This window comes from Peribacillus sp. FSL E2-0218 (assembly GCF_037992945.1).
Lineage (GTDB): Bacteria > Bacillota > Bacilli > Bacillales > DSM-1321 > Peribacillus > Peribacillus simplex_B.
This window is the reverse complement of record NZ_CP150304.1, coordinates 583,227-606,946: the sequence shown is the minus strand read 5'-3', so window position 1 is coordinate 606,946 and position 23,720 is coordinate 583,227. Positions and strand designations below refer to the sequence as shown.

Here is a 23,720-nt window from a genome sequence, read left to right as displayed (position 1 = left end):
CAAGTGCCTCAAAAGGCTTGTTGCAGATCATCCCAGATGTCTTGCCAAGCTTCCAGTCCAACCGATAATCGGATGAGCTGATCGTTGATGCCCATTTGCCGGCGCGAATCTTCAGGGACGGCCGAGTGCGTCATGGTAGCGGGATGCTGGATCAAGGTTTCGGCATCCCCTAGGCTGACGGCAATTTTGATTAATTGCAGTTTATTGAGAAATCCCTGGGCATCCTCTTTTGTACCCTGCAATTCAAAAGAAATAAGACCTCCCCCATGTTTCATCTGCTTTTCCATAATATAATGGTCCTCATGCGTTTCATCCCCTGGATAGTAGACCCGTTTCACCTTTGGATGCTTCTTCAGCTCGCGGAAGATTTCCATTGCATTGGCAGAGTGCCGATCCATCCTCACAGGCAAAGTCTTCAATCCCCGCAATAGTAACCAGGCATCGAATGGGGAAATGATCCCGCCAATATCTTTTCGTGTCGTTCCCGCTACGTGATTCATGAAGTCTTTGCTGCCTACGACAAGCCCGGCAACGACGTCCCCATGTCCGCATAGATATTTCGTTGCGCTGTGAAGGACGATGTCACAGCCATATTCAAGCGGTCTCTGTAAGTAGGGGGTGGAAAAGGTATTATCGACAACTACTGTCACATTGCACTCCTTCGCAACTCTCACCACCATCTGTAAATCAATCATTTTCATCGTCGGATTTATCGGGGTTTCCACATAAATGCAGGTCGTTTGCGGACGGATCATCCTCCTCACCTGCTCCTCTGTATCCATTGCACAAAAATCATGATCGATGCGATATTTATTTTTCATTAACTGCAAAAGACCGAACGTGCAGCCATATAATCCCTGTGAACAAAGGATGTGGTCATCCGTTTTAGTCAAAGCCAATAGCACAGCCGAGACCGCAGCCATCCCCGAGCCGAAGGCAAGCCCCGCTTCAGCTCCCTCCAAGGCGGCGATTTTTGCTTCCAGCACCTGTACCGTTGGATTTCCAAGACGAGAATATATATATCCCTCTTCCAAACCTGCAAAACGCCGTTCCCCTTGCTCCGCCGTATCGAAAGTGAAAGTAGAGGTCTGGAATAAGGGTGCAGTCAAGCTCCCTAAATGCTCCTTCGAGTCATATCCTTCATGAATGACTGACGTTTCGAATTGTTTATGCTTATCTGCCATATTGACTCCTCCCAACCTATGTCTCTTCCTATTTTATGCCAGAAATTATGTTATTGGAAGCGTTTTCATTAAGTGTGTACGTCATTTTCACGTCCTAATATGGTCCCACCCTTGCTGATAACTTCCGGTCATCTTATTCATGCAACAGAACGAAAAAACCATCCTACAGCGAATGGTTTTTTCCTTTATCACTATTTGCGGTTGAGCTAAAGGAACTTAATCTATTACGAATCAGCGGGGTAAAGTAATTAAGAACCGGACCTCCCAAGCAAACGGTTAAGAGCGTTCCAATACCGATCGGCCCGTTGAAAGCGAGTGCCATTCCCAAGAAGAAAAGATAAATGAATGTTTTTGAGAATAATATATTCATGCCAGTTAAATCCTGAATGATGAACATCAAACGATCTACAGGAATAGGGGCAAAGTTGGCATGTAAATAAATAGCCGTTCCTAACCCGATGACTGTTAATCCGACTAGTACACAAATAAGTTTAGTGAGCATATGTTCCGGTTGTATCAAGGTTTGCAGTAAATAGAGCCATAGATCAATCCCAATGCCTGTTATAAAAGCTGTTATTAACCCTAACACTTCCGGCCTTTTCCTGTTTAATAAGGCATTAAACAATATCATGATGGCCGCTATGATGAATTCCCAGCTTCCAACCGTCAGGCCGACTTGTATGGAGAGTCCGACCAAAAGGGCATCGAATGGCGATGTTCCTAGATCCGATTGTATCGTCAAGGAACAGCCTAGTGTTAAAATCATGATCCCCGTTACATAGTGGATGAACTTCGTTTTACCCACGTTAAACAGCCTTATTCATTAATCAATTCTTTTATCATGAGAATATGGGGACCGCCGTCTTCCATGAAAACATCTGAAGAAGTCCGGTAGCCAAGCTTTTGATAAAAGCCCTCGGCTTGAGTTTGCCCATGTAATTTAACCTGCGCTATCCCCTTCTCCCTTGCGATTTCTTCCAATGTTTTTATGATCGTTTTTCCTAGGCCGAACTTCCGATAAGCCTCCAGGATACAGATCCTTTCCAATTTTCCTAACTCATCGACGACCCTTAGCCGCCCAGTTCCGACAGGCTGATCATTATAAAAAACTAAAATATGGTCAGCTTGACCATCGAGTGTATCGAATTCGTCAAATTCATCTTCCAATCCGAAACCTTGTTCCTCAACAAATACTTCTTTTCTGATTGCAAAAGCTAAATCCAATTCGTCAGCCATCGTTATTTTTTTTGAATCCACTGAACTTCATCACCTTTCTAGATTTATTCCATTAGACAAGTCATAATACATTCATAACCTTGTAATAGTATAAATGAAATTCATTTTGTTGTAAATACAACAAAAAAAGAAATGGGGATTTTCGAATGAAGGAAATACTTCGTGAAATAGGAATGATTGCAAGAGCATTGGACTCGATAAGCAATATAGAATTCAAAGATTTTGACCTGACGAAGGGTCAGTATTTATATCTTGTCCGAATCTGTGAAAATCCTGGGATCATTCAAGAAAAGGTAGCAGAAATGATAAAGGTTGACCGCACGACAGCAGCTCGTGCCATCAAAAAGCTCGAGAATCAAGGTTTCATTGTAAAGAAAAATGATGATCACAACAAAAAAATCAAAAAATTATATCCTACTGATAAGGGTGATAGGGTTTATGTATATTTAAAGAAAGAAGGCGAGTATACCGACAAGGTCGCCTTGGCCGGTTTTTCTCCTAAAGAAATTGAAACGATGTTTCATCTTCTTCACAAGGTCAGAAAGAATATTGAGGTCGATTGGGAATATGTGAAGAAAGGAAACAAAAGAGAGTATTGATCTTCCATTCAGTTCAATTAACAAGCGACAGCCATAACGGCCGTCGCTTGTTCGAAGATCTATTCGTCGTCCACGATATTACCACCATAGAAGGTTACTCTCGATAGGGGGATATCCAGTTCACGAGCCATTTTTTTCAACTCGCGCTCCTCCCTTTCCGTCACGATGGAAATGACGGTGCCATCAGCACCGGCACGTCCGGTTCTCCCTGATCTATGGATATATTGGTCGATATTATCGGCCATATCAATATGAACGACTGCAGTCAGACCTTTAATATCAAGCCCTCTTGCCGCTACATCCGTCGCAATAAGCATAGGTGATTTGCCTGAACGGAGCTTGCGCAACGCTTTTTCCCGATCGACTTTATTGGATTCTCCGTGAAGGACTCCCATCTCGATTCCTTTGTAACTCAGCTTTTCATGTAAAACGCTCAGCTCAGCTATATCGTTAAGGAAGGCAAGGGCCTTCACATCTTTGATCCTCGTGATTTTTTCAAGAATCTTGGATTTTTCCCTTCTCTCTACAACAAAGTAAAGATGGTCCACCTTCGATTCCATTTTTTCATGCTTATCGACCTTTATCAGTTCAGGTTCATTCATGAATTTACGAGCCGCTTGTTCCGTTTCCGCTGGCAATGTTGCTGAAAACACCAAGATTTGCCGGTCCTTTAGCGTCGCCTTAATAATATTTTGGATCGTGCCCATGTGCTCAGCAGTAATCAATTGGTCGCCCTCATCAAGCACAATCGTCTTAACTTCATGCATCTTCAATTTCTTTTGGGCAATCAATTCAAAGATCCGTCCTGGTGTCCCGGCAATGACCTGTGGATGTTTCTTCAGTTTGTCCAACTGCCTTTTTACGTTAGCGCCGCCGATGAATGCTGCGCCGGTTATACCGCTTCCCTCTGACCAAATCCGCACTTCTTCATTGATTTGCATGACCAGTTCACGGGATGATGCCAAAATCAAAGCTTGGGGGGATTTTTTTTCAGGATCTATTTTTTCTAGCAATGGCAATAAATACGCTAATGTTTTTCCTGTTCCAGTCGGTGATTCAGCCATGATGTCTTTTCCTTCGACGATTACGGGAATCGCTTTCGTTTGGATCGGTGTAAGCTGCCCGAATCCAGACTTTTTCCATACCTCTTGGATATATGGTTTTCTATCGTTCAATAATGCAGGTAATTCGCTCATATCGTTCTCCTTTAATAAAAAACTTTTCCTAACTTCCATAGTACCATTTATTCTTGTCCAGTAGCCAACGGAATCCGAATTGTAACGGTCGTCCCTTTGTTGACCTCACTTTCAAAATCCAGCTCCCCGTCCAGCCGGTGTACGATCTTGCGGCAAATTGCCAGGCCGATTCCCGTGCCCTTCTCTTTCGTCGAATAAAAAGGCTCACCGATCCGTTCAAGGCGTTCCGGCACCATACCGCTGCCATTATCACTGATGCTGATCACAGCGTTATCATTGATGATTTGCAAGGATATATCAATTTCGCCATTTTCGTCAATCGCTTCAATGCTGTTCTTCACAATATTGATGAAAAGCTGTTTGAGTTCTATTGAATCGGCCATGATTGAAATCGGCTCAGCGGTTTTAATCCTAAGCACCATCTCGATATTGTTTAAGTTCGTTTCCGCTTTCATCAAAGTGAACACCTGCTGTACACTGTCTGCGAGATCGATCCTTCGAAAAGCAACATCCTGTTTCTTTCCAAGAATAAGCAATTCACTGGAGATGATATTGATACGGTCGATTTCCTTCAACATGATATCGGAATGCAGGGGATTGACCTCCTTCGTGATATCCATTAATTGGACGAACCCTTTTAATGAGGTCAGTGGATTCCGAATCTCATGGGCGACGGCAGCTGCCAGATGTCCAATGACCGATAGCTTTTCGGACAAGACCATCAATTCTTCTTCTCGCCGCACTTCGGTAATATCCCTGACGATTGCATATACACCTAGCATTTCCGATTGAACGATGATCGGTAAAAAGGTGACACGGATGATCCGCTTTTCATTTCTCATGTTTTGGAAGGTCGTTTCGAATTTCACAGCTTCGCCTTGAAGGGACTGTGTAAAAAAAGCAGATATCTTTTCCGCTTCATTCCAATTAATGAGGTGATTGCAATTCTTCCCCATCAAGCTGTCATTATGCTGCCCTAACAGCTTTTCCGCTTCAGGGTTGATGGAAACGACATTTCCTTCAAGGTTCAATTCAATGACACAATCGGGGTTATGCTTGAAAAGCGACTGATACTGTTCATCCTTAAGATTGAATTCCTGCTGCGACCTTAACATTTTCCCCGTCCAATACCGGATTAAGAAATATAAGAATATCCCGGTTATGAAAATGAAGGCCCATCCTTTGGAGTGTTGAAACATCGCATATATCTGAACATCTGACTTTGCCTGTGTCATCGAGAAATAATCCGAGACAAAAATCCATAAGACTCCAATGATTATATATATAAGGGCTACTTTACCTGCAATTTTATGAGTTTGGTTCATATCTTTTCCTTTGTATGTTTTTGGTTTATCATTCCCAATTTTGCTCAAAAAAAGCCCTCATGTTTTAAACATAAGGACCCTTTTGATATTGTACCATATTTTTTGTAAACATTTTGAATATCTCTCAAAAATCAAATAACTATTCATGAGATTCTCTTGCTTTGGAACGACTGAAAGCAACGACCGCTCATATTGAAAAAAGGTAGGCAGATCCCAAACACCAATATTTACAATTGTGTTGGCTGGTACTAGAATGAAGTCAACGAACACAGCTTTCGTGCATGTATGGATGTTTCACCAACATGCTCCGATTGATATGAATTGAAATCGAAGAAACGAGATTAGATTATTAGGAGGTATTTGCCCATGCAATCCTATATCAATCAGCCTGATGGAATCTTTCCCTCAGTTTGCTCTCTTGATTGTCCGGATCAATGCGGTTTATTGCTGCACAAGAAAGACGGGAAAATCATCAAGGTTCAAGGCGACCCGGACCATCCCGTCACGAAAGGGAATATTTGCAATAAAGTAAGGAATATGACCGAGCGCCTATACGATCCAAAACGATTAAAGCAGCCACTAAAGCGCATCGGCCCAAAAGGGGAAGGTCACTTCGCACCCATCAGCTGGGAAGAAGCGATTGACACCATCACTGCCAATTGGAAGGAATTGATCAAAAAACACGGTCCCGAAAGCATCCTTCCTTACAGCTTTTACGGAAATATGGGGAACCTCAGCGCCGAGGGGATGGATCGCCGTTTTTTCCATAAGCTCGGCTCCAGCATGCTTGAGCGCTCCATATGTAACGCTGCCGGTTCCGTCGGCTACAGCTATACAATGGGCGGATCTTTCGGCATAGACCCTGAAGAAACGATCCATACCAAGCTTTTCATCATGTGGGGCATTAATGCGGTGAGCACCAATATGCACCAAGTTACGCTTGCCCAGCAAGCCAGGAAAAACGGAGCCAAAATAGTCGTCATTGATGTACACAAAAACCAAACAGGTAAATGGGCTGACTGGTTCATCCCCATCCTCCCTGGTACCGACAGTGCCCTCGCCCTCGGTTTAATGCACATCCTATATGAAGAGAATTTAATCGACCAGCCTTTTCTCGATGCATATACAGTGGGTGCCGAACAATTGCGCGAACATGTCCGTCAATACGACCCGGCGACCGTATCGGGTATCACAGGTGTGCCCATTGAGGATCTATATGAATTAGCGAGGATGTACGGAACGACCGCCCCTTCATTCGTCCGAATCGGCAATGGCCTGCAGCACCATGACAATGGCGGCATGGCAGTACGTACCATCGCCTGCCTTCCTGCACTTACCGGCCAATGGATGGAAAAAGGCGGCGGCGCGACCAAAGGCAATTCAGGATACCTGGCATTCAATACAAATGCCTTAAGACGCCCTGACTTATTACAGGATAAAACGACGCGGACGATTAATATGAACCAAATCGGCCAGGCCCTTTTGGATAAAGAAAACCCGATTCGCTCCATGTTTGTATATGGCTCCAACCCGGCGCTAGTCGCCCCGAATGCCAATAAGGTACAGGAAGGCCTTAAGCGCGAAGATCTTTTCACAGTGGTCCATGATTTATTTTTAACCGAAACGGCCATGTATGCTGATATTGTCCTCCCTGCCACATCTTCCTATGAAACGGAGGATTTTTATAATTCATATTGGCATAATTACATTCAAATTCAAAAACCTGTAGTCAAAAAATACGGCAATTCGAAATCGAATGTTGAATTGTTCAAGCTGTTGGCTGTTGGGATGGGCTTTCAAGACCCAGCTTTTAAAGACTCAGAGGAAGATATGATTCGCCAGGCTCTCGATTTCCCGGATAACCCATATTTAGACGGCATCACCTATGACTCCCTTTCGAAAGACCAATTTGTCAAGGCGAAGATGAAGCCGCTGTTCCCGGGTAAGCTGCAAACACCTAGCGGCAAAATCGAACTGTATTCCGAAAGGATGAAACAGCTCGGTTACGATCCATTGCCAACATATAAGCCAATCATAAAGGACAGCGACCTGCCCTTTTTATTCATACCGGCACCTAACCATAACTTCTTGAACTCAACCTTTTCCAATAACGCCAAACATATTTCATTGGAAAAGGAACCGAAATTGCATATGAATGCGATTGACGCCAAAAGATTGGGTATCGTTACTGGTGATATGGTCAGGGTTTGGAACGAACGCGGGGAATGCCTGTTGAAGGCAGCAGCAGGTGAAAATGTATTGCCAGGCGTGCTGGTCAGCCAGGGCTTATGGCAAAAGACGCCCGAAACGAAGCAGCACATCAATGTCCTCACGCCTGATCGCCTATCAGACATGGGTAATGGCGCCGTTTTCTTTTCAGGACGAGTTGATCTTGAAAAATCCCGGCATTAGCAGATCCGAGGAAATATCTGCTGTTTTTCTGGATTCATCGAAGATTTGGAGGACTATATCTGAGGTTTTTTCCGTTTTATCGATGAATTTTGGAATATATACATGGCTTTGCCCGATTTATCTGCGATTCTGGGAATTCATCTTCAATTTCCCCCTATTCATCTGCGGTTTTTCCAGACCGTAGCATATACACAGAAAAAGGCCATTCCACAAGGAACGGCCTTTTTTTTCCTAATACTAGCTCTTATTCTTCATCAAACCAGCCTGTTGGTTGAATGTCCAAGTTATTATTGATTTGCTTCAATTCTGTGTATGCCTCATATCCGAACGTGCCTAGTTCGCGTCCATTGCCGCTTTGCTTGAATCCGCCCCACGGAGCTTCGTTGTAAGTCGGATGATACGAGTTAATCCACGTGATGCCCGCACGTACCTTTTTAATGACGCGGTTTGCTTTGGCGATATCATTGGTGAATACTGCTCCCGCTAAACCATATTTCGTATCATTGGCGAGATGGAGAGCCTCCGCTTCATCCTTGAACGTTTGAACGACAAGCACCGGCCCAAAAATTTCTTCCTGCACGATCCGCATATCAGGTGTCGTATCGACAAAGATCGTTGGCTCGACAAAGTAGCCGTTTTCCAACCCTTCCCCTTTAATTCGATTTCCTCCAACGATTAATTTTGCTCCTTCTTCTTTTCCGATTTGAATATAAGATAATATCTTGTTCATGTGAGCCTCTGAAACGACAGGTCCCATTTGGCTTTTTTCATCGGAGCCTGAACCCACCTTGATGCGCTTCGCTTTTGCAGTAAGGCTTGCTACGAACTGATCATAAATCGACTCTTCCAAAAGTAAACGCGAGCCGGCTGAACAAACCTGCCCTTGATTACAGAAAATCCCATACAAGGCATAATCGACGGCTGTCTCAAAGTCAGAGTCCGCGAATACGATATTAGGGGATTTACCGCCAAGCTCCAATGTCACTTTCTTTAAGTTTCCAAGCGACGCTTCCATGATCTTACGTCCGGTTGCCGTACCTCCTGTAAAGGCCACTTTATCGATTTCTTCATGCTCGGCTATGGCCTGTCCGACAACGGGTCCAGCTCCTAACACAAGGTTCGCGACACCTTTTGGCAAACCGACTTCAGCCATGATTTCAAACAGCTTGACCGCAGTCACTGGTGTAATCTCCGATGGTTTGAAGACGACGGAATTTCCTGCGGCAAGTGCAGGTGCCAGCTTCCAGGCTGACATCATCAACGGGAAATTCCAAGGTACGATTTGCCCGCATACACCGATCGGTTCCCTTACGACCATCGCTTGTTGCCCGTCAGGAACTTCGTAAGTCTGCCCTGTCGGTTTCGTAGCCAAACCTGCATAATATCTAAAGCAGGCAGCCGAATCATCGATATCAAAACGGGACTCGCGTAATGGTTTCCCATTATCCAGTGTTTCCAACGCAGCAAGCTCTTCGGCCTTTTCTTCAATCTTGTCGGCGATCTTGAATAAAATGCGGGCCCGCTCGACTGCCGGCGTTCCCCACCATCCGCCTTCATAAAAGGCATACTTGGCTGCCTCTACCGCTTTATCGACATCCTCCTTGGTTCCTTCCGCAGCTGTAGCAATAACTTCTCCCGTGGCCGGATTCAATACATCCCTTTTTTCACCTGAAGACGAATTCACCCATTGACCATTAATGAACATTTTTAATTCCAGTGCTCCGGTCCCTTCTTTTTTCGCGTTATTTTGTAAAGTTTCCTGCATTAAAATTCCTCCTCGGTTTAAGTGATTTTCTTAATAGATTAAAGAGCAAGTTTCATGCCATTTTAAAAGGTTGATAAATCACGTATTTTTACCCATCCGCCGTCCATTTACATTCATTCGTGAATTACTTATTCATTTCTGCATAACTTTTCGACTATTTTCATCAGAAAAAAAGAAGATGGACATTTGCCCATCCTCCACCTACTAATTCCGATTAATGATGATCAATTTCATTTCCGTCATTTCCTCGATGGCATATTTTAATCCTTCGCGGCCCGTTCCGCTTTTTTTGACCCCGCCGTATGGCATGTTGTCGACGCGGTAAGTCGGGATATCATTAATGATCACACCGCCGACTTCCAATTTTTCTGCCGCAGAAAGGGCCAGGTTGATATTTTCCGTGTATATCCCAGCCTGAAGGCCGAATTGGGAGTCATTGACCAAGTCAATCGCTTCTTCAACGGATGAAACCTTATTTATTAACACGATTGGTGCAAAAACTTCCTGACAGGAAACCTTCAGCTTCGAATCGACTTCCAACAACACAGTTGGATGGAGGATATTCCCCTCGGATTTTCCTCCTGCTGCAACGACCGCACCATGTTGTTTGGCTTCCCCGATCCAGTCGAGGCTCCGTTTTACATCACCAGGACTGATCAAGGCAGAGATGTCGACCGAAGGGTCCAAAGAATCGCCAAGCTTCAAGGAATTTGTTGCTGCCGTGAATTTTTGGACGAACTCATCGTATACGTCTTCATGTACATATGCACGTTGTAGCGAAATGCAGACCTGCCCTTGGAAGGCGAATGCTGCCGAAACACAACGCTGGATGATTTTATCGATATTGATCCCTTTATCCACAATGACGGCCGCATTTGAACCAAGTTCAAGACTCACCTTCTTCAATCCCGCTTTATTGCGGATTCCGAGCCCTACAGCAGGACTGCCGGTAAAGGATATGCTTTTCACCCGTGAATCAGTGACTAATTGATCACCGATTACAGAGCCGCTTCCGGTAACTAAATTGAATGCTCCGGCAGGCAAATCCGTTTCCGCCAATAGCTCTGCAAGAAAGATCGAGGATAGCGGCGTTTGGCTCGCAGGTTTCAAGACGATCGTATTACCCGCGGCAATGGCCGGGCCAACTTTATGGGCGACCAGGTTCATCGGGAAATTAAAAGGCGTGATCGCACCAAGAACACCAATCGGTTCACGGACTGTATAGCCAATTCGCCCCTCCCCGTCTGCTGTAGCGTCCATCGTCAATGTTTCCCCGTGAATCCTCTTTGCTTCTTCCGCGGCAAATTTATATGTGGCAATCGTACGGGCCACTTCTACCATTGCCGTTTTAATCGGCTTCGCTGCCTCTTTAGCGATAATTTCAGCTGCTTCTTCCTTACGGCTTTCCAACAGACCTGCAAGTTGTTCAAGTATGCCGGCACGTTTATGACTCGGCAGGGCTGCCATCGTTTTTCTCGCTTGATGAGCCGATTCTATCGCCAGCTCCACATCTTCCATGCTTGCCGAAGGAATTTCCGCTAACACTTTCCCGTTATACGGAGATACTAGCTTCGTGAAATGTTCAGTTGCTTGCCACTTACCATTAATGAATAATTTTTTCTTCAGCGTTTCCGTCATTTCCATCCTTTTCACCTCTTATAAAATTTCTTTTTCGACAGCTGTAAATGTTTTATCAAGAATATCAATGATCTTTTCGACCTCTGATTTAGTGATGATTAAAGGCGGGGCGAATACGAGTGTATCTTGATCAAACGTGACAGACCGGCAAATCAAGCCATTCTTCGCCGCTTCAGCCACAAGTTTTGGAGCTAATTGTGTCCCAAAGCCTTCCCCTGTTTTCTTGTCCTTGACGATGGAGATGCCTCCGATCAGTCCAAGCGCCCTGACATCACCAATGATCGGGTGTTCGCTCTGAAGCTTCTTAAAGCCGACAAGCAACTCTTCACCGCGCCGTTTCGAGTTTTCCATCAGATTTTCACGTTCAATTATTTCAATGTTTTTCAAAGCAACCGCACAAGCCATCGGGTGACCGCTGTATGTGTAGCCATGCAGGAGCGTGCCTTTTGATAGCGAAATGAAGTCCTTGTGAAGCTTATCATTCAGGACCACACCACCTAATTGGGCGTACCCACTTGTCACACCTTTTGCAAAACACATCATATCCGGCACGACGCCATAATGTTCAATCCCGAAATAAGTCCCTGTTCTCCCGAAACCTGTTATGACCTCATCCGTCACCATTAAAATGCCATATTCATGGCAAATCTCCCTTACTTCCTTAAAGTAGCCCTCAGGAGGGAGATTCACGCCGCCTGCTCCTTGGATCGGTTCCGCGATAAATGCCGCAACCGTTTCCGGACCTTCTTGCTCGATGACCCTCCGCAACTCTTCAATCGAAGATCCGTCGACATAACAAAAATCAGGAGCGATGGAATTCGTGAAGTCACGGAACGGTTTCAGGCCCGTCGCACTTGTCGCCCCCATGGCAACTCCATGATACGATTTCGAACGTGAAATGATCTTTTGGCGATTAGGCTGGCCTTTCAATATCCAATAATGACGGGCAAGTTTGAACGCCGTATCATTCGACTCCGATCCGCCTGAAGTGAAGAAAACGGCATTCAAATCACCAGGAGCGATGGAAGCGATCTTGGCAGCCAAACGAATGGCAGGCTCATTGCTGAAAGTGGCGAAGTTAGAGGTGAAAGCCAGCTTTGCCATTTGTTCTCTTGCCACATCAGCCAGTTCTTCTTGTCCATGTCCTATGTTCACATTCCAAAGTGAAGACATGCCATCGATGACTGTCCTGCCCTTAACATCCGTAAGATAGATCCCCTTGCCTTCTTTAAAGATGAAACTTGGACCATCTGCCTGCTGTTGCTCGATTGCCGTAGTCGGATGAATGAAATGCTTTTTGTCCAAATCGATTAATTCCTGAATACCCGTCTTCTCTTTAATCATGTAAAAAACACCCTTCTTGAATAATGATTTTTTTATATTTATAGATATTGCAAGATGCATGCCAAAGTATATGAACCTAATATCATAGGTATTCAACATAAAACGATTCATATTCAAATCAAAAATCGCACTCAATGATTTATTTACGAATCAAATGATTTATATTCGAATCAAACGATCCCTATCATCCTGTTGCCGTTTCTCGCGTAAAAACCTACAATGTTACATAACCTGACATACGATGTTGAATTTTCGGAAGATTTGTATTATTATCTATACTATCCTTTTGTTCACTTCGTTAATCTAATACGAAAGAAGTTGATAGATATGCAGGTAGGTTTTGAAATGCAGCTAAAACAATCCTTGAAGTTATCATTAACCCCTGAATTACGGCAGGCAATCAACATCCTGCAATATTCCACACATGAATTGATGGATTTTCTACATGAGCAGGCTAATGAAAATCCTGTTCTTGAAATGGCCGCAGCAACTAATGACCCCCTCGCCTCAAACTTTGAACCTAGCATTCGTCCACATATCATGGACTATCGTAAACGAGAAACTTCATCGAATAGGAATCACAATGATTTCAACCCAATCAATAACCTTTCCTGCACTACAGATACATTGGAAGCCCATTTATTGGAGCAGCTGAGTTTTTTCCCGTCATTGAAAGACAGTGAAACTAAGATTGTCGCATTTTTAATAGGAAGCTTAAATGAAAATGGGTTTCTTGATATTGATATAAAAAAGGCAGCCTTGCTTTTTTCAGTGTCCGCCGAGAAAATCGAAGCGATGATTGAAGTACTGCAATCCTTCGATCCCATTGGCGTCGGTGCTAAGGGTCTGACGGATTGCTTACTCATTCAACTTCGCAAACGAGAAAATGATAATCAATTGGCTTATACGATCGTCGAGAAGCACTTATCGGATTTAGCCGAAAAGCGCTATCGGAAAATTGCGGGCCTTTACAAAGTGACCCTTCAGGAAGTGCAGGAGGCAGCGGATTTCATCCGTACCTTGAACCCTCGCCCTGTCAGTCATTTTTCCGATGAGATGATCCATTACATCGTCCCGGATGTATTCGTGGATAAAAAAAAAGATGGATACAGGATAACGGTCAACGATAGCTTCCTGCCCAAGCCGTCCATTAATCCTTTCTATAAGGACAGCATTGCCATGAAACCGGAAAATAGAGCTAATGACTACGTTAAATCTCATCTACATGATGCTCAGTTGCTGATCAAGGGGATCGAACAAAGGCAAATGACTCTATACAAAGTGACGGCTACAATCATGGAAGCGCAGCAGGAGTTTTTCCTGCGGGGAATGGCTGGATTAAAACCGATGACACTGAAGGACATTTCCGAAAAACTTCAGCTTCATGAGTCAACGATAAGCAGGGCGACGAGTAATAAATACATCCAGACACCGCATGGACTTTTTAAATTAAGGAATTTCTTTACGAGAGGGTTAAATCATGTAAACGGCAAAGACTGTGAATCAACGACTACCATCAAAGAAAAAATAAAGGTCTTGATTGCCGACGAAGATAAAATAAAACCATTTTCAGACCAAAAGCTATGCCAAATCTTCGAAAGTGAAGGAACGATGATTTCCCGCCGCACCATTGCAAAGTACCGTGAAGATCTTGGTATACCGGGTTCATCCAAGCGGCGCAGATTTTAAGATCCAATTAATCACTGTCATAAAAAAAGACTATTCCAAAAGGCATGCCTGTTGGGAATAGTCTTTTATGTTTTTCTTAATCCATTTCATTCACGGACACATTAGTGATGACAGCTGGGGCAGGTCCCCTGCCTTCTCCCCCTATGGTCACCGTTTCACCCGGATTGATTTTTTTATTCCATTGGTCATTTTTGATCACATAGTGATGCTGTGATTCACTGATGATCCTCCCATTCCATATTTGCTGGATTTCCCCCGCGTAATCGAACTCTACCTTCCAATCATCAATAGGCGATGTTCCGGAATTTTTGATCCTGATCTGGAAAATGGAGCCTGACCCCCACTTAGAAGTGATGGTATATGTGACATTTACATGATTGATACCGCCTTGGTCAGGTCCTTTAATGCCGCCTTCGAGCAGATCATCGGAAATTTTTTGCAGAAGGGTATCGCCTTTGCATGTATACTTCCCTGAAGTCCTGCAATCCAGGCTTAAATCCCAAATCATTGCCCCTTCCATGTCCTGTGATTCGATGAAATCGGTTTTATGCCCGATGGACTCGCGGTCGTCATATGAAATGAACGATTTCGTCCTTTGATTATACAGGAAAGGCACCTTTGCTTCGTCATTCCAATATCGTTTGTAGCCTTTCTTATTTATATAGTTCGCGGCAAGGTCTCCGTAATCGAAAATTCCGGTTATGCCAGATGCAGCATCATCCCACGTCCCCTGAGGCAGAAAAGAGCCATTGCTTCCAGGTGTGGCAGTTTGGTATTCCCCATTTTGCCCTCCACCATCTACACCGGTCCAGCCTTTCCCATAAAACGGCAATCCAAGTGTGACTTTATCCATGGGCACTTTCGCTGCCTTATACCGTTCAACCGACTCCTTGACCGTCAACCCCCAACTATTATTGGGATCATTTTTTGAAAAATATAGCGGGGCATTATGGTTTGTAGTCGTTTCCCAGCCTCCGTGGAAATCGTAGGTCATCAAGTTGATCCAATCCACAATTCCCGCAATCTTTGAAAGTTCCGTATTTTTTATGAACGAGCCGCTTATTCCCGCTGCAATCGTCAATAGATATTGCTTTCCGTCTTCTTTTTCGGCTTTATCCAATTCATTGCGAATTTCCTGGAGCAATGATGTATAGTTTTCTTTATCTTCCGGACGAAGAGAGTTCCCCTTAAGCCCCCCTTCAACAGGATATTCCCAATCAAGGTCGACGCCATCGAAGCCATATGCCCGAATGAATTCGACCGAGGATTTGGCGAACACCTTTCGTGTTGCAGGGTCCGCTGCCGCATCGGAAAAACGGTTGCTCCATGACCAGCCACCGACGGCAATAAGCGTTTTTATATGCGGGTGCTTTTCTTTCAGATCGGCGAGTTTTGCGAAGTTTCCGCATTCCGCACGATTACAATCCTTCACTGTCTTTTTCCCATAAGCACGTTGGACGTCAATTTCAGGGTCGCCTAAGACAACTGTTCCATTCGGTATTTTTTTACTTTGAAGTGGAATGGATTTATCCTGGCACTTCCATGTCTTCGAACCCGGATTACCCACAGAAGGATTCCCATGAACTCCATTCCAGCAAATATCGGCAAAAGCATAGTTGATATGGGTTAGATTCGTTCCATCGATATCCTCCACCTGGTAGTCCCGGTCCTTCGCTCCCCATGAAGTATAATAACCAACGACTTTCTTCACTGATTCACCGGAGGCTTCTGCCGATTTTGACGCTCCTATGCTTCCAAATATTAATGAAGCGATCACTACCACAAGCATCCCCATGGAATACATCCATTTCCCTTTTTTCATTCCCCTTACCCCTCCCTATTTCCAGATACTAGAATGAATCGATTAAACTGACGACCCACCAAGTTGGAATTTACAAAATTTGTATGATACTAATATTTTACATGTCATAACAAATTTTTTGTACAGGAGGAAAGACCTGTTTATGTAAAAAAAATCCAAATGTGATATTTCGATTCTTATAAGGTCCTCTCATAAAAAAAAAATCGGTGATATTGCACTTCATACGTAAAAATATTCCGTATCAGTGAACAGCGTTTCCTCCCCCAAAAGCCTGCAAAATTCATATGATTATTTCAAGGAAACCTTTACAATTAAAATGACTTGGATATTCGCTGGATTCAGCATGTTCCGTCCACCACAAGATTCGCTCTTTCTTGGGGCGTTTGCGCTTCCACATAGAGGTTTTCCTGAATCATCCAGTTATCTTCCCATATCTGACGCGCCTCTTCGCCATCCCGTTCGAGGCCGCGTTCCAAGCGTCTATTTCGGGGACATTCCACCCAGATGGTGAAATCATAAAGCAGAGCCAATTCTTTACGGGTCGAATATATTCCTTCAATTATGACCAGTCCTTCAGAAGGAACGACATGCCACTCCGCCAAGGCATCCTTATCCCAATCATACCGCTGATATCTTGCTTCCATCCCTTCGGAAAGCGGTTTAAGGACTTGCCGGAACACCCGCTTCCAATCATAATCTCCTCCGATTGGCTTTTGGGACGGCGGCAGCGGGACGCATTGCGAAGAGGGGAGATGAAAATCGTCCATATGAACAACGGCACTCCCCGGATACGCTGCCTGGATTAGGGAAGCTAGTGTACTTTTTCCTGACCCGCCCCTGCCATCTATGGCGATCAGATAGGGAAATCGTTTTGGGGACATGAAGTGAACTTCGGCTATAAGGCCATCAATCGTGAGCGGTCCTTTAATAGTTGGAAATTTCATGAGCATTCCTCCTCTATTACATACTTCCATCCATCCCCCCTTGTTTCCTTTGGGGATGGAATGAAAAACTGAAAAGTAGGTGCACCTATTGAACACGATCCAATCTGCCGCCATTTTCGATATGGACGGTACCTTATTTCAAACAAACGAAATTTTAGGTTCTTCACTTGAAAAAACATTCGATGTCCTCCGGGCAGAAGGAAGCTGGAGGGGGGATGCCCCGCTTGCAGCCTACCAAAGGATAATGGGCGCCCCATTAAGCGCCGTTTGGGAAACTCTGATGCCGGAGCACCCTGATCCTATTCCCCAGCAGGCGGACCGCCTTTTTTTGGAATGCTTGATCGAGGAAATCAAAGAAGGGAAGGGACAGCTTTTTCCTTATGTGCTGGAGACGTTATCAACGATCAAAAAGCTTGGAATTTCCATTTTCATCGCTAGTAACGGACTCGAAAAGTATTTGGAAGAAATCTGTTCATACTTTGGGCTCCATCAATATATTACAGACATTTACAGTGTCCAAAGATCTGCGGAAGGCTCCAAGCCCGACTTGGTACGAATGTTATTGGATGACCATCACATTCAAAATGCGATGATGATCGGCGATCGAAAATCCGACATCGAAGCAGCAAAGAAAAACAGCCTAACTGCTGTAGGCTGCCAATTCGGATTTGCAGAGGAACAGGAATTAAATGAGGCGGATGTACTCATCGCGGATTTCCGTGAACTGCAAACCTACGTAACTCATTGGCTCCTAACGTCCAACGGCTAATACGCGTTCCTGTTCAGCGAGCATAACGGCTATCTTATCCTGGATGGCCGTTATCCCTTTCTCTTCCACCAAATTATTCAGGATGATTGAAAATATGACTTTTTCCCCTCGTTTCGTCGTCACATAACCTGCTAATGAGCTCGTTCCTGTAATCGTCCCCGTCTTCGCCCTGACATTCCCAGCTGCAACGGTCCCCTTCATCCTCTTTCTTAGCGTGCCTCCCACCATTCGATTCTCGATTCCTGCCACCGGCAACGCATTCAAGTAAGCAGGAAACCACGTTTTTTCCTGTACGGCATATAGTAATCTGGTTATTTCATTTGCTGGAATCATATTGACTTGGGATATGCCGGAGCCATCCCGCATCTTGATCGTTTGCATATCGAGTCCCAAACGCTTCATCTCGTTTCCGGCTACCTTCAAACCATCCTTCCAGCTTCCTTCCCCGCCGGCTTCTTTGCCCATCTCTTTTATTAAGATCTCAGCATGACTGTTATTGCTCAGTTTCATGAAAGGAATGAGCAACTGCGAAAGCGGCATGGATCGATGACTGGCAATCAAGTTGGCGTCTATTGGCGTTTTCGCTTTTTTCCTCTCTCCCACAATTTTGATTCCTTGTTTTCTCATCGATTTTGCGAATAGGCTCATGGCATATTCGGTCGGATCTTTTACCGGAATCCACTCCTTGACCTCCCTGGAATTCTCTGGAATCGTTCCGGTCACCGTAATGGTCCGTGTTCCATGAGAACGATCGATTTCGATTTTCCTATGACCGTCTGCCGCCACCGTTTTCGTTTTGTTGATGATCTTCACCTGATCCGTTTCCGGTGTCTTTTTCACCACTGCCTTGCCGCCTGCTTTATCACCTGGCGTAATTTTCACGATGATCGTTCCGGTATCATAATCTTCATCCGGGGAGGCGGTTAAAGCTGAAACAGCCGCTCCATAATATTCTTGTTCATCGCTCCATACCAAGTCTTTTGAATACCGGATATCATCATACCAGGAATCATCCCCAATAAGATCTCCGTGAATGAGCGTCACTTTTTTTTGCTTTAGTGAAGCAGCCAACTCATCGAAATTTTCTTCCAGCAAGGTTGGATCTCCCTTTCCTTTCAAATACAAATTCCCCTGCAGGACATGGCCGACTTGCACACCTTTTACGTATACTTCCGTCAGAAATACATGGTCTTCCCCCAACGTTTCCAGTGCAGCCGCTGCCGTCAATAGCTTAAGGTTGGAAGCTGGGCGCAAGCGCGTTTGCGAACCTCGTTCATAAATCAGTTCCCCCGTTTCCGCTGACCGGATCGAAATTCCCGTTAACGCCCCTGATAATGCCGGGGAATCCTCCAAGATACGTTGAATTTCCTGTCCCACCGTTCCCTCTTCTTTCGCAGCCTGCATGGATTCACCATGAAAAATGCCTATCAAAAACAGGAAGAAGATGAAGCTTACCTTCCTTTTATATGTCAAACCCATCACTCCTACTCTAAAAACTGCCTCCTACTATCTTGTCCACTTTACCGCCATCTAATAGGAGACAAACCGGGAACTTTTTCGAAAGCTAGATCGTATAAGTATGAAGACACAAAAGGAGTGAATGTATGTATTCAAAGGTTAAACCACCTACTAAACAGATTTCCAAACAAGCGGTGAAGGTTTGGCGGATGTCTGAAGCCATTATCCATCTCATTATCCTTGCCATCCTTATCCTTCTATTATTTGCAGACGACTATTTTGCCTGGAAAGAATGGATTGGATGGGGGTTAATCGGACTTGCCGTACTATGCTTATTCGATTCTGTCTGGTCCATCTTCATTGAACCCGTCTTACTGCAAAAATATTGGCGGTACGATGTGAATGAAGAATTCATCCAAACAAAACGAGGAGCCTTGTATGAAACGCATGAACTCATACCGATGACGAAAGTGCAATCCGTCAGGCTGGACCAAGGTCCTTTGCTGCGAAAATATAACCTATACTCACTAAGCATCGGCACAATGGGTGACTCTCACGAGATACCTGCCATCCCAGAGGAAGAAGCCTATGAATTACGGGACAAAATCGCCTATTTCGCAAAAATTAAGGAAGTGGAATGACGATGGAAGAACAGACCAAGCGACTTCACCCCATCAAAATCCCTTTGGATTTAGGAAAATTGCTGAAAGGGAATATTTTTTTCATCATCATACTTTATCTATTCAACTTCGGATCAGAAAAAATGTATATGAAGATACTCCAAATCGCCTTTCTGATTTATTTGGCCTGGAGAGTCTTGGCGATCATCCTGAAATGGTATACCTATAAATATCAAATCAAGGAAGGCACCATCCATATTACCTCAGGCCTCATCTCGAAATCATATCAATCGATACCGCTTCATAAGGTGCAGAATGTCCATCGACGGACGACCGTTTTCCACAGGATTTTCAAACTAACCTCCTTGACATTCGAAACGGGGACCAGCGGGGACGAGGGCAGCGTACCTTTCGAGGTGATTTCCCAAAAAGAGGCCGAGCGGCTAGAGCGGACACATTCGTCAAAGCATGATTCAATCATGGATGCGCAGGTTGCCGAGGAAAAGATTGCAGCAGACCTAGAACCATCCATGGAAAAAACGATTCATTTCACACCGACCAAACGAGACGTTCTGAAAGCCTCCTTTACATCGCTCAGCTTCCTGGCCCTCATTCCCGTTTTGGCCACATTATATAATACACTCGATGATTTCATCGATTTAAGAAATGCAGAAGGATACGCTGAGAAGGCAATGGAGTCGTGGTGGATCATAACCATCGCCATCACTGCCCTCATCTGCATAGCGGTCACCTTCGGAATCGTATCCACCTTTGTTAAATATGGAAAATATGAAATTTCATCCGATCAGGAGCGCATCCATATCACGAAAGGTGTATTGGACGAAACTACTTTTTCAATCCAGAAAGAAAAGGTCCAAGCAGTCGAGATCACCCAATCCATCATGAAAAGGATGCTAGGTTTAGCCGAAGTGAAACTGATAAGCGCAGGAAGCACTGGGGATGAAGGGCTTGATACAAATGTTCTCTATCCTTTTTTATCGATCGAACGGGCCTACGCGATGATAGAAGAGATATTACCTGCTTACAAGGTTGAACGTGCAATGGAGCCGCTCTCGAAACAAGCCTTCAAAATCCGAATGCTTCGCCCAAGCGTTTTCTGGCTTCTCACGACAGCCGCCATCTCTTTTTTCGATATAGCTTTGTGGTATCTTTCGCTGATTTTACTTGTCCTCATTTTCACATTGAGGATACTTGATTTCAAAAGTAGCCGCTACTTGTTGAATGGCGAGTTTGTTCAGTTTAAATCAGGAAGCTTAGAAACCTCTCTGTTCATAACCAAAAGAAGCAAGGTCATTCAAATTGAAGTCAGGCGTTCCAAACTACAGAAGGTTTTCGGGCTTGCCTCCATTGAAACGATCAACCGCTCCAAACCTGTACATCACACAACAATCCATGATGTGCCCGCGGAATATGCAGACGATTTTTACGCGTGGTACATAGGCAGAACCCAAGCTATCCAAACCGAATAAGCACCATCCATGGAAGAGGTGACCCATACAGTCTCCTCTTCTTTCCCATCTGCAGCTTCTTGCGAATATCCACGTCATGTAATGGGCGCTCAAATCTGACGATTAATTATGGCAATTTTCTAAATGGAGGCTTCAAAAAAGTAAATGCGCACCGAAATATCTATTAGAAGCCAAAATTCGAACTATATAAGGAGCATTGTCCATGCAGAAAATGACAGATTGGTATTTTAATTCGCTAAAAAAACAGATATTGATTCCCTTTTTAGCTTTGATCATGATAAGCGGCTTGGCCATTGCTTACATGAGCTATAAAAACAGCATCGAGTTAACGACAGATGAGCTTACTGGAACGACGGAAGAGCAAGTCAAGTCAATGAATGAATCCTTTGAAATCTTCTTCAAGAAAACCGAGGATCAATTGGATAGGCTCAGTAAGTACCCCCGCATGAGCACTTATGAAAAGGACCCTGAATCGATAATCGATGAGTTTTCCCATACACAGTCAAGCAATTCCGAAATAAATGGCTTGTATCTCGGCACGGAAAAAGGGGGAAAAACAATAATATTCCCTAAAGCTGAATTGCCGGCTGATTTTGACCCTAGACAGAGAGAGTGGTATCAAGCTGCGTTAAAGGAAAAAAATGAAACCATTTGGACGGAACCTTATACAGATCAAGCTACAAATAAACTTGTCATCACTGCAGCAAAGGCCATATATGATGGTGACCGATTAATCGGCGTGCTCGGTGTAGACATTTCGATCGACACATTGGTCAAGATGGTTAACCAAACGAAGTTCGGTGAAACCGGTTATTCGGTTTTGCTGGATGAAAAAGGAGCCTTCGTTACCCATCCGGATAAAGAAAAAATTCAACAGGACATATCCAAGGAGAACATTTTCAAGAAAATGAAAAGTGAATCCGGATCGATGCTCGAGGAATATGAAGGAAAAAAACGGATCATCGGCTATGCCACCAACCCGACTACCGGATGGCGAATAGCTGGATTGATGGATGAAAATGAAGTGATAGTCCGTGCAAGCCCGATGATCAAAGATAATATCATCACGTTGTTGATCGTCTTTACCGTGACGGCCTTATCTGCCATCTTCATCACCAGATCCTTGACGAACCCGATTAAAAACCTGCAAGGCTCGATACGGAAGATGGCTGGCGGCGACTTCACGGCCATAAATTCGATCTCAAGGACCGATGAAATAGGACAGCTTGCAGAAGACACGAACATGATGGCCCGAAATATGAGCCAGATGTTAGGGAAGGTCAACACCCTTTCCGATAAAGTTTCCGATTCCTCGATGACGCTTGTCGCAAGTGCAGAGGAAAATTCGGCAGCGGCAAACGAAGTCGCCTTGACGATGGAGCAAATAGCATCAGGTGCCATAGATCAAATTGAAGTCGGGCAAAATAATGAAAAGGCCGTAAAGCTTTTGGCAGACAAAATCAATGACCTTGACGCAGAAACAAGCAAAATGGCGTTGGAATCGGACAATATGTTCAAGGCTTCCGAAAACGGCATCACTCAAGTGCGCGACCTAAAACAACAATTCAACGAAACATCGCTGATCTCCAATAAAATGGGTACAGCCGTTAAGTCATTGGATGCCCGTTCCCATGATATTAGCGCGATCGTAAAGACGATAAGCGGGATTGCCGGACAAACGAACCTACTCGCCTTGAATGCTGCCATCGAAGCGGCAAGGGCTGGTGAACACGGGAAAGGGTTTGCCGTGGTAGCCGATGAAGTGAAGAAGTTGGCCGAGCAAACGGAGCATTCGCTGAAGGAAATCTCGGAAATCATCCAAGCGATGCAGGCCGATACAAGCAACACAGTACAACTGATTGACCAAGTCAATCAAAAAATCCATCATCAGGATACTTCGGTAACGGATACGGAGAATGCCTTCAGTCACATTGCAACAATCATCGAGAACACTTTCAGCAATTTTGACGAAATGAAAACGATGATGAACGATATGGTATCGGAGGTTACACGGATGTCCGGAAATGCAGAACAATTGAATTCGATCAGTCAGGAAACGGCTGCGGGAACCGAAGAAGTATCGGCATCTATCGAACAAACGAACGCCTCCATGGAACAATTAAATGCCCTTGCCAGTGATCTGGATACCTTATCACAGGAAATGCATAAAGAAATACGAAAGTTCATATTTTAATAAAAAAAAGGACGGACCCTAAAGGGATTCCGTCC

General features: G+C 44.4%; 18 protein-coding genes. 7 read left to right on the top strand and 11 right to left on the bottom strand.

Annotated features, from left to right (window positions below):
• Positions 1–8: 8 nt before the first annotated feature.
• From megL to MHI53_RS02865, 3 genes are all read right to left on the bottom strand, one after another.
• Positions 9–1,184: a methionine gamma-lyase gene (gene megL, locus MHI53_RS02875; protein ID WP_340372711.1), complete on the bottom strand. Its 1,176-nt coding sequence runs from the start codon at positions 1,182–1,184 to the stop codon at positions 9–11.
• Positions 1,185–1,347: 163 nt separating this feature from the next.
• A complete protein-coding gene (locus tag MHI53_RS02870) occupies positions 1,348–1,950 on the bottom strand; it encodes a hypothetical protein (RefSeq protein WP_061142649.1) in 603 nt (200 codons plus the stop codon).
• A 50-nt stretch (positions 1,951–2,000) separates the two neighbouring features.
• A complete protein-coding gene (locus MHI53_RS02865) occupies positions 2,001–2,441 on the bottom strand; it encodes a GNAT family N-acetyltransferase (RefSeq protein WP_061142629.1) in 441 nt (146 codons plus the stop codon).
• 125 nt (positions 2,442–2,566) lie between these two features.
• On the opposite strand from MHI53_RS02865, the gene MHI53_RS02860 reads away from it, so the two are divergent.
• Positions 2,567–3,019: a MarR family winged helix-turn-helix transcriptional regulator gene (locus tag MHI53_RS02860; RefSeq protein ID WP_061142630.1), complete on the top strand. Its 453-nt coding sequence runs from the start codon at positions 2,567–2,569 to the stop codon at positions 3,017–3,019.
• A gap of 59 nt (positions 3,020–3,078) precedes the next feature.
• Here MHI53_RS02860 and MHI53_RS02855 read toward each other — a convergent pair whose 3' ends face one another.
• On the bottom strand, positions 3,079–4,215 hold the full coding sequence (locus tag MHI53_RS02855) for a DEAD/DEAH box helicase (RefSeq protein ID WP_061142631.1): 1,137 nt from the start codon (positions 4,213–4,215) through the stop codon (positions 3,079–3,081).
• 47 nt (positions 4,216–4,262) lie between these two features.
• The gene (locus MHI53_RS02850) at positions 4,263–5,588 is read right to left on the bottom strand and encodes an ATP-binding protein (RefSeq protein ID WP_340372710.1); all 1,326 of its coding nucleotides are present in this window, start codon (positions 5,586–5,588) and stop codon (positions 4,263–4,265) included.
• A gap of 318 nt (positions 5,589–5,906) precedes the next feature.
• On the opposite strand from MHI53_RS02850, the gene MHI53_RS02845 reads away from it, so the two are divergent.
• Positions 5,907–7,952: a molybdopterin oxidoreductase family protein gene (locus tag MHI53_RS02845; RefSeq protein WP_340372709.1), complete on the top strand. Its 2,046-nt coding sequence runs from the start codon at positions 5,907–5,909 to the stop codon at positions 7,950–7,952.
• A gap of 244 nt (positions 7,953–8,196) precedes the next feature.
• Here MHI53_RS02845 and MHI53_RS02840 read toward each other — a convergent pair whose 3' ends face one another.
• The 3 genes from MHI53_RS02840 to MHI53_RS02830 all read right to left on the bottom strand — a co-directional run bounded on the left by MHI53_RS02840 (position 8,197) and on the right by MHI53_RS02830 (position 12,699).
• Positions 8,197–9,717 carry an aldehyde dehydrogenase family protein gene (locus MHI53_RS02840; protein WP_340372708.1) on the bottom strand — a complete coding sequence of 507 codons (1,521 nt, stop codon included), beginning with the start codon at positions 9,715–9,717 and terminating at the stop codon, positions 8,197–8,199.
• 204 nt (positions 9,718–9,921) lie between these two features.
• Positions 9,922–11,355, bottom strand: a complete 1,434-nt coding sequence (locus MHI53_RS02835; RefSeq protein WP_340373638.1) for an aldehyde dehydrogenase family protein — start codon at positions 11,353–11,355, stop codon at positions 9,922–9,924.
• 18 nt (positions 11,356–11,373) lie between these two features.
• On the bottom strand, positions 11,374–12,699 hold the full coding sequence (locus tag MHI53_RS02830) for an aspartate aminotransferase family protein (RefSeq protein WP_340372707.1): 1,326 nt from the start codon (positions 12,697–12,699) through the stop codon (positions 11,374–11,376).
• 327 nt (positions 12,700–13,026) lie between these two features.
• On the opposite strand from MHI53_RS02830, the gene rpoN reads away from it, so the two are divergent.
• Positions 13,027–14,388 carry an RNA polymerase factor sigma-54 gene (gene rpoN, locus MHI53_RS02825; protein WP_340372706.1) on the top strand — a complete coding sequence of 454 codons (1,362 nt, stop codon included), beginning with the start codon at positions 13,027–13,029 and terminating at the stop codon, positions 14,386–14,388.
• A 76-nt stretch (positions 14,389–14,464) separates the two neighbouring features.
• Here the strand turns inward: rpoN and MHI53_RS02820 are convergent, their stop codons facing one another.
• Positions 14,465–16,210 carry a glycosyl hydrolase family 18 protein gene (locus MHI53_RS02820; protein ID WP_340372705.1) on the bottom strand — a complete coding sequence of 582 codons (1,746 nt, stop codon included), beginning with the start codon at positions 16,208–16,210 and terminating at the stop codon, positions 14,465–14,467.
• Between the two features lie 338 nt (positions 16,211–16,548).
• The gene (locus MHI53_RS02815; RefSeq protein ID WP_340373637.1) at positions 16,549–17,091 is read right to left on the bottom strand and encodes a uridine kinase; all 543 of its coding nucleotides are present in this window, start codon (positions 17,089–17,091) and stop codon (positions 16,549–16,551) included.
• 151 nt (positions 17,092–17,242) lie between these two features.
• On the opposite strand from MHI53_RS02815, the gene MHI53_RS02810 reads away from it, so the two are divergent.
• Positions 17,243–17,923 carry an HAD hydrolase-like protein gene (locus tag MHI53_RS02810; protein ID WP_340372704.1) on the top strand — a complete coding sequence of 227 codons (681 nt, stop codon included), beginning with the start codon at positions 17,243–17,245 and terminating at the stop codon, positions 17,921–17,923.
• Here MHI53_RS02810 and dacB read toward each other — a convergent pair.
• Positions 17,906–19,396, bottom strand: coding sequence for a D-alanyl-D-alanine carboxypeptidase/D-alanyl-D-alanine-endopeptidase (gene dacB / locus MHI53_RS02805; RefSeq protein WP_340372703.1), 1,491 nt, complete (start codon positions 19,394–19,396; stop codon positions 17,906–17,908). The genes MHI53_RS02810 and dacB overlap by 18 nt on opposite strands.
• Before the next feature lie 131 nt (positions 19,397–19,527).
• On the opposite strand from dacB, the gene MHI53_RS02800 reads away from it, so the two are divergent.
• The 3 genes from MHI53_RS02800 to MHI53_RS02790 all read left to right on the top strand — a co-directional run bounded on the left by MHI53_RS02800 (position 19,528) and on the right by MHI53_RS02790 (position 23,685).
• The gene (locus MHI53_RS02800; RefSeq protein ID WP_340372702.1) at positions 19,528–20,022 is read left to right on the top strand and encodes a PH domain-containing protein; all 495 of its coding nucleotides are present in this window, start codon (positions 19,528–19,530) and stop codon (positions 20,020–20,022) included.
• A gap of 2 nt (positions 20,023–20,024) precedes the next feature.
• Positions 20,025–21,491 carry a PH domain-containing protein gene (locus MHI53_RS02795; protein WP_340372701.1) on the top strand — a complete coding sequence of 489 codons (1,467 nt, stop codon included), beginning with the start codon at positions 20,025–20,027 and terminating at the stop codon, positions 21,489–21,491.
• Positions 21,492–21,693: 202 nt separating this feature from the next.
• Positions 21,694–23,685, top strand: a complete 1,992-nt coding sequence (locus MHI53_RS02790) for a methyl-accepting chemotaxis protein (protein WP_340372700.1) — start codon at positions 21,694–21,696, stop codon at positions 23,683–23,685.
• The last annotated feature ends 35 nt before the right edge of the window (positions 23,686–23,720 follow it).

Excerpts from the sequence above, each read along its gene's own strand:
- megL (WP_340372711.1), bottom strand. The coding sequence starts at position 1,184 with ATGGCAGATAAGCATAAACAATTCGAAACGTCAGTCATTCATGAAGGA.
- MHI53_RS02870 (WP_061142649.1), bottom strand. The coding sequence starts at position 1,950 with ATGATTTTAACACTAGGCTGTTCCTTGACGATACAATCGGATCTAGGA.
- MHI53_RS02860 (WP_061142630.1), top strand. The coding sequence starts at position 2,567 with ATGAAGGAAATACTTCGTGAAATAGGAATGATTGCAAGAGCATTGGAC.
- MHI53_RS02855 (WP_061142631.1), bottom strand. The coding sequence starts at position 4,215 with ATGAGCGAATTACCTGCATTATTGAACGATAGAAAACCATATATCCAA.
- MHI53_RS02845 (WP_340372709.1), top strand. The coding sequence starts at position 5,907 with ATGCAATCCTATATCAATCAGCCTGATGGAATCTTTCCCTCAGTTTGC.
- MHI53_RS02840 (WP_340372708.1), bottom strand. The coding sequence starts at position 9,717 with ATGCAGGAAACTTTACAAAATAACGCGAAAAAAGAAGGGACCGGAGCA.
- MHI53_RS02835 (WP_340373638.1), bottom strand. The coding sequence starts at position 11,355 with ATGACGGAAACGCTGAAGAAAAAATTATTCATTAATGGTAAGTGGCAA.
- MHI53_RS02830 (WP_340372707.1), bottom strand. The coding sequence starts at position 12,699 with ATGATTAAAGAGAAGACGGGTATTCAGGAATTAATCGATTTGGACAAA.
- rpoN (WP_340372706.1), top strand. The coding sequence starts at position 13,027 with ATGCAGGTAGGTTTTGAAATGCAGCTAAAACAATCCTTGAAGTTATCA.
- MHI53_RS02820 (WP_340372705.1), bottom strand. The coding sequence starts at position 16,210 with ATGAAAAAAGGGAAATGGATGTATTCCATGGGGATGCTTGTGGTAGTG.
- MHI53_RS02815 (WP_340373637.1), bottom strand. The coding sequence starts at position 17,091 with ATGTCCCCAAAACGATTTCCCTATCTGATCGCCATAGATGGCAGGGGC.
- MHI53_RS02800 (WP_340372702.1), top strand. The coding sequence starts at position 19,528 with ATGTATTCAAAGGTTAAACCACCTACTAAACAGATTTCCAAACAAGCG.
- MHI53_RS02795 (WP_340372701.1), top strand. The coding sequence starts at position 20,025 with ATGGAAGAACAGACCAAGCGACTTCACCCCATCAAAATCCCTTTGGAT.
- MHI53_RS02790 (WP_340372700.1), top strand. The coding sequence starts at position 21,694 with ATGCAGAAAATGACAGATTGGTATTTTAATTCGCTAAAAAAACAGATA.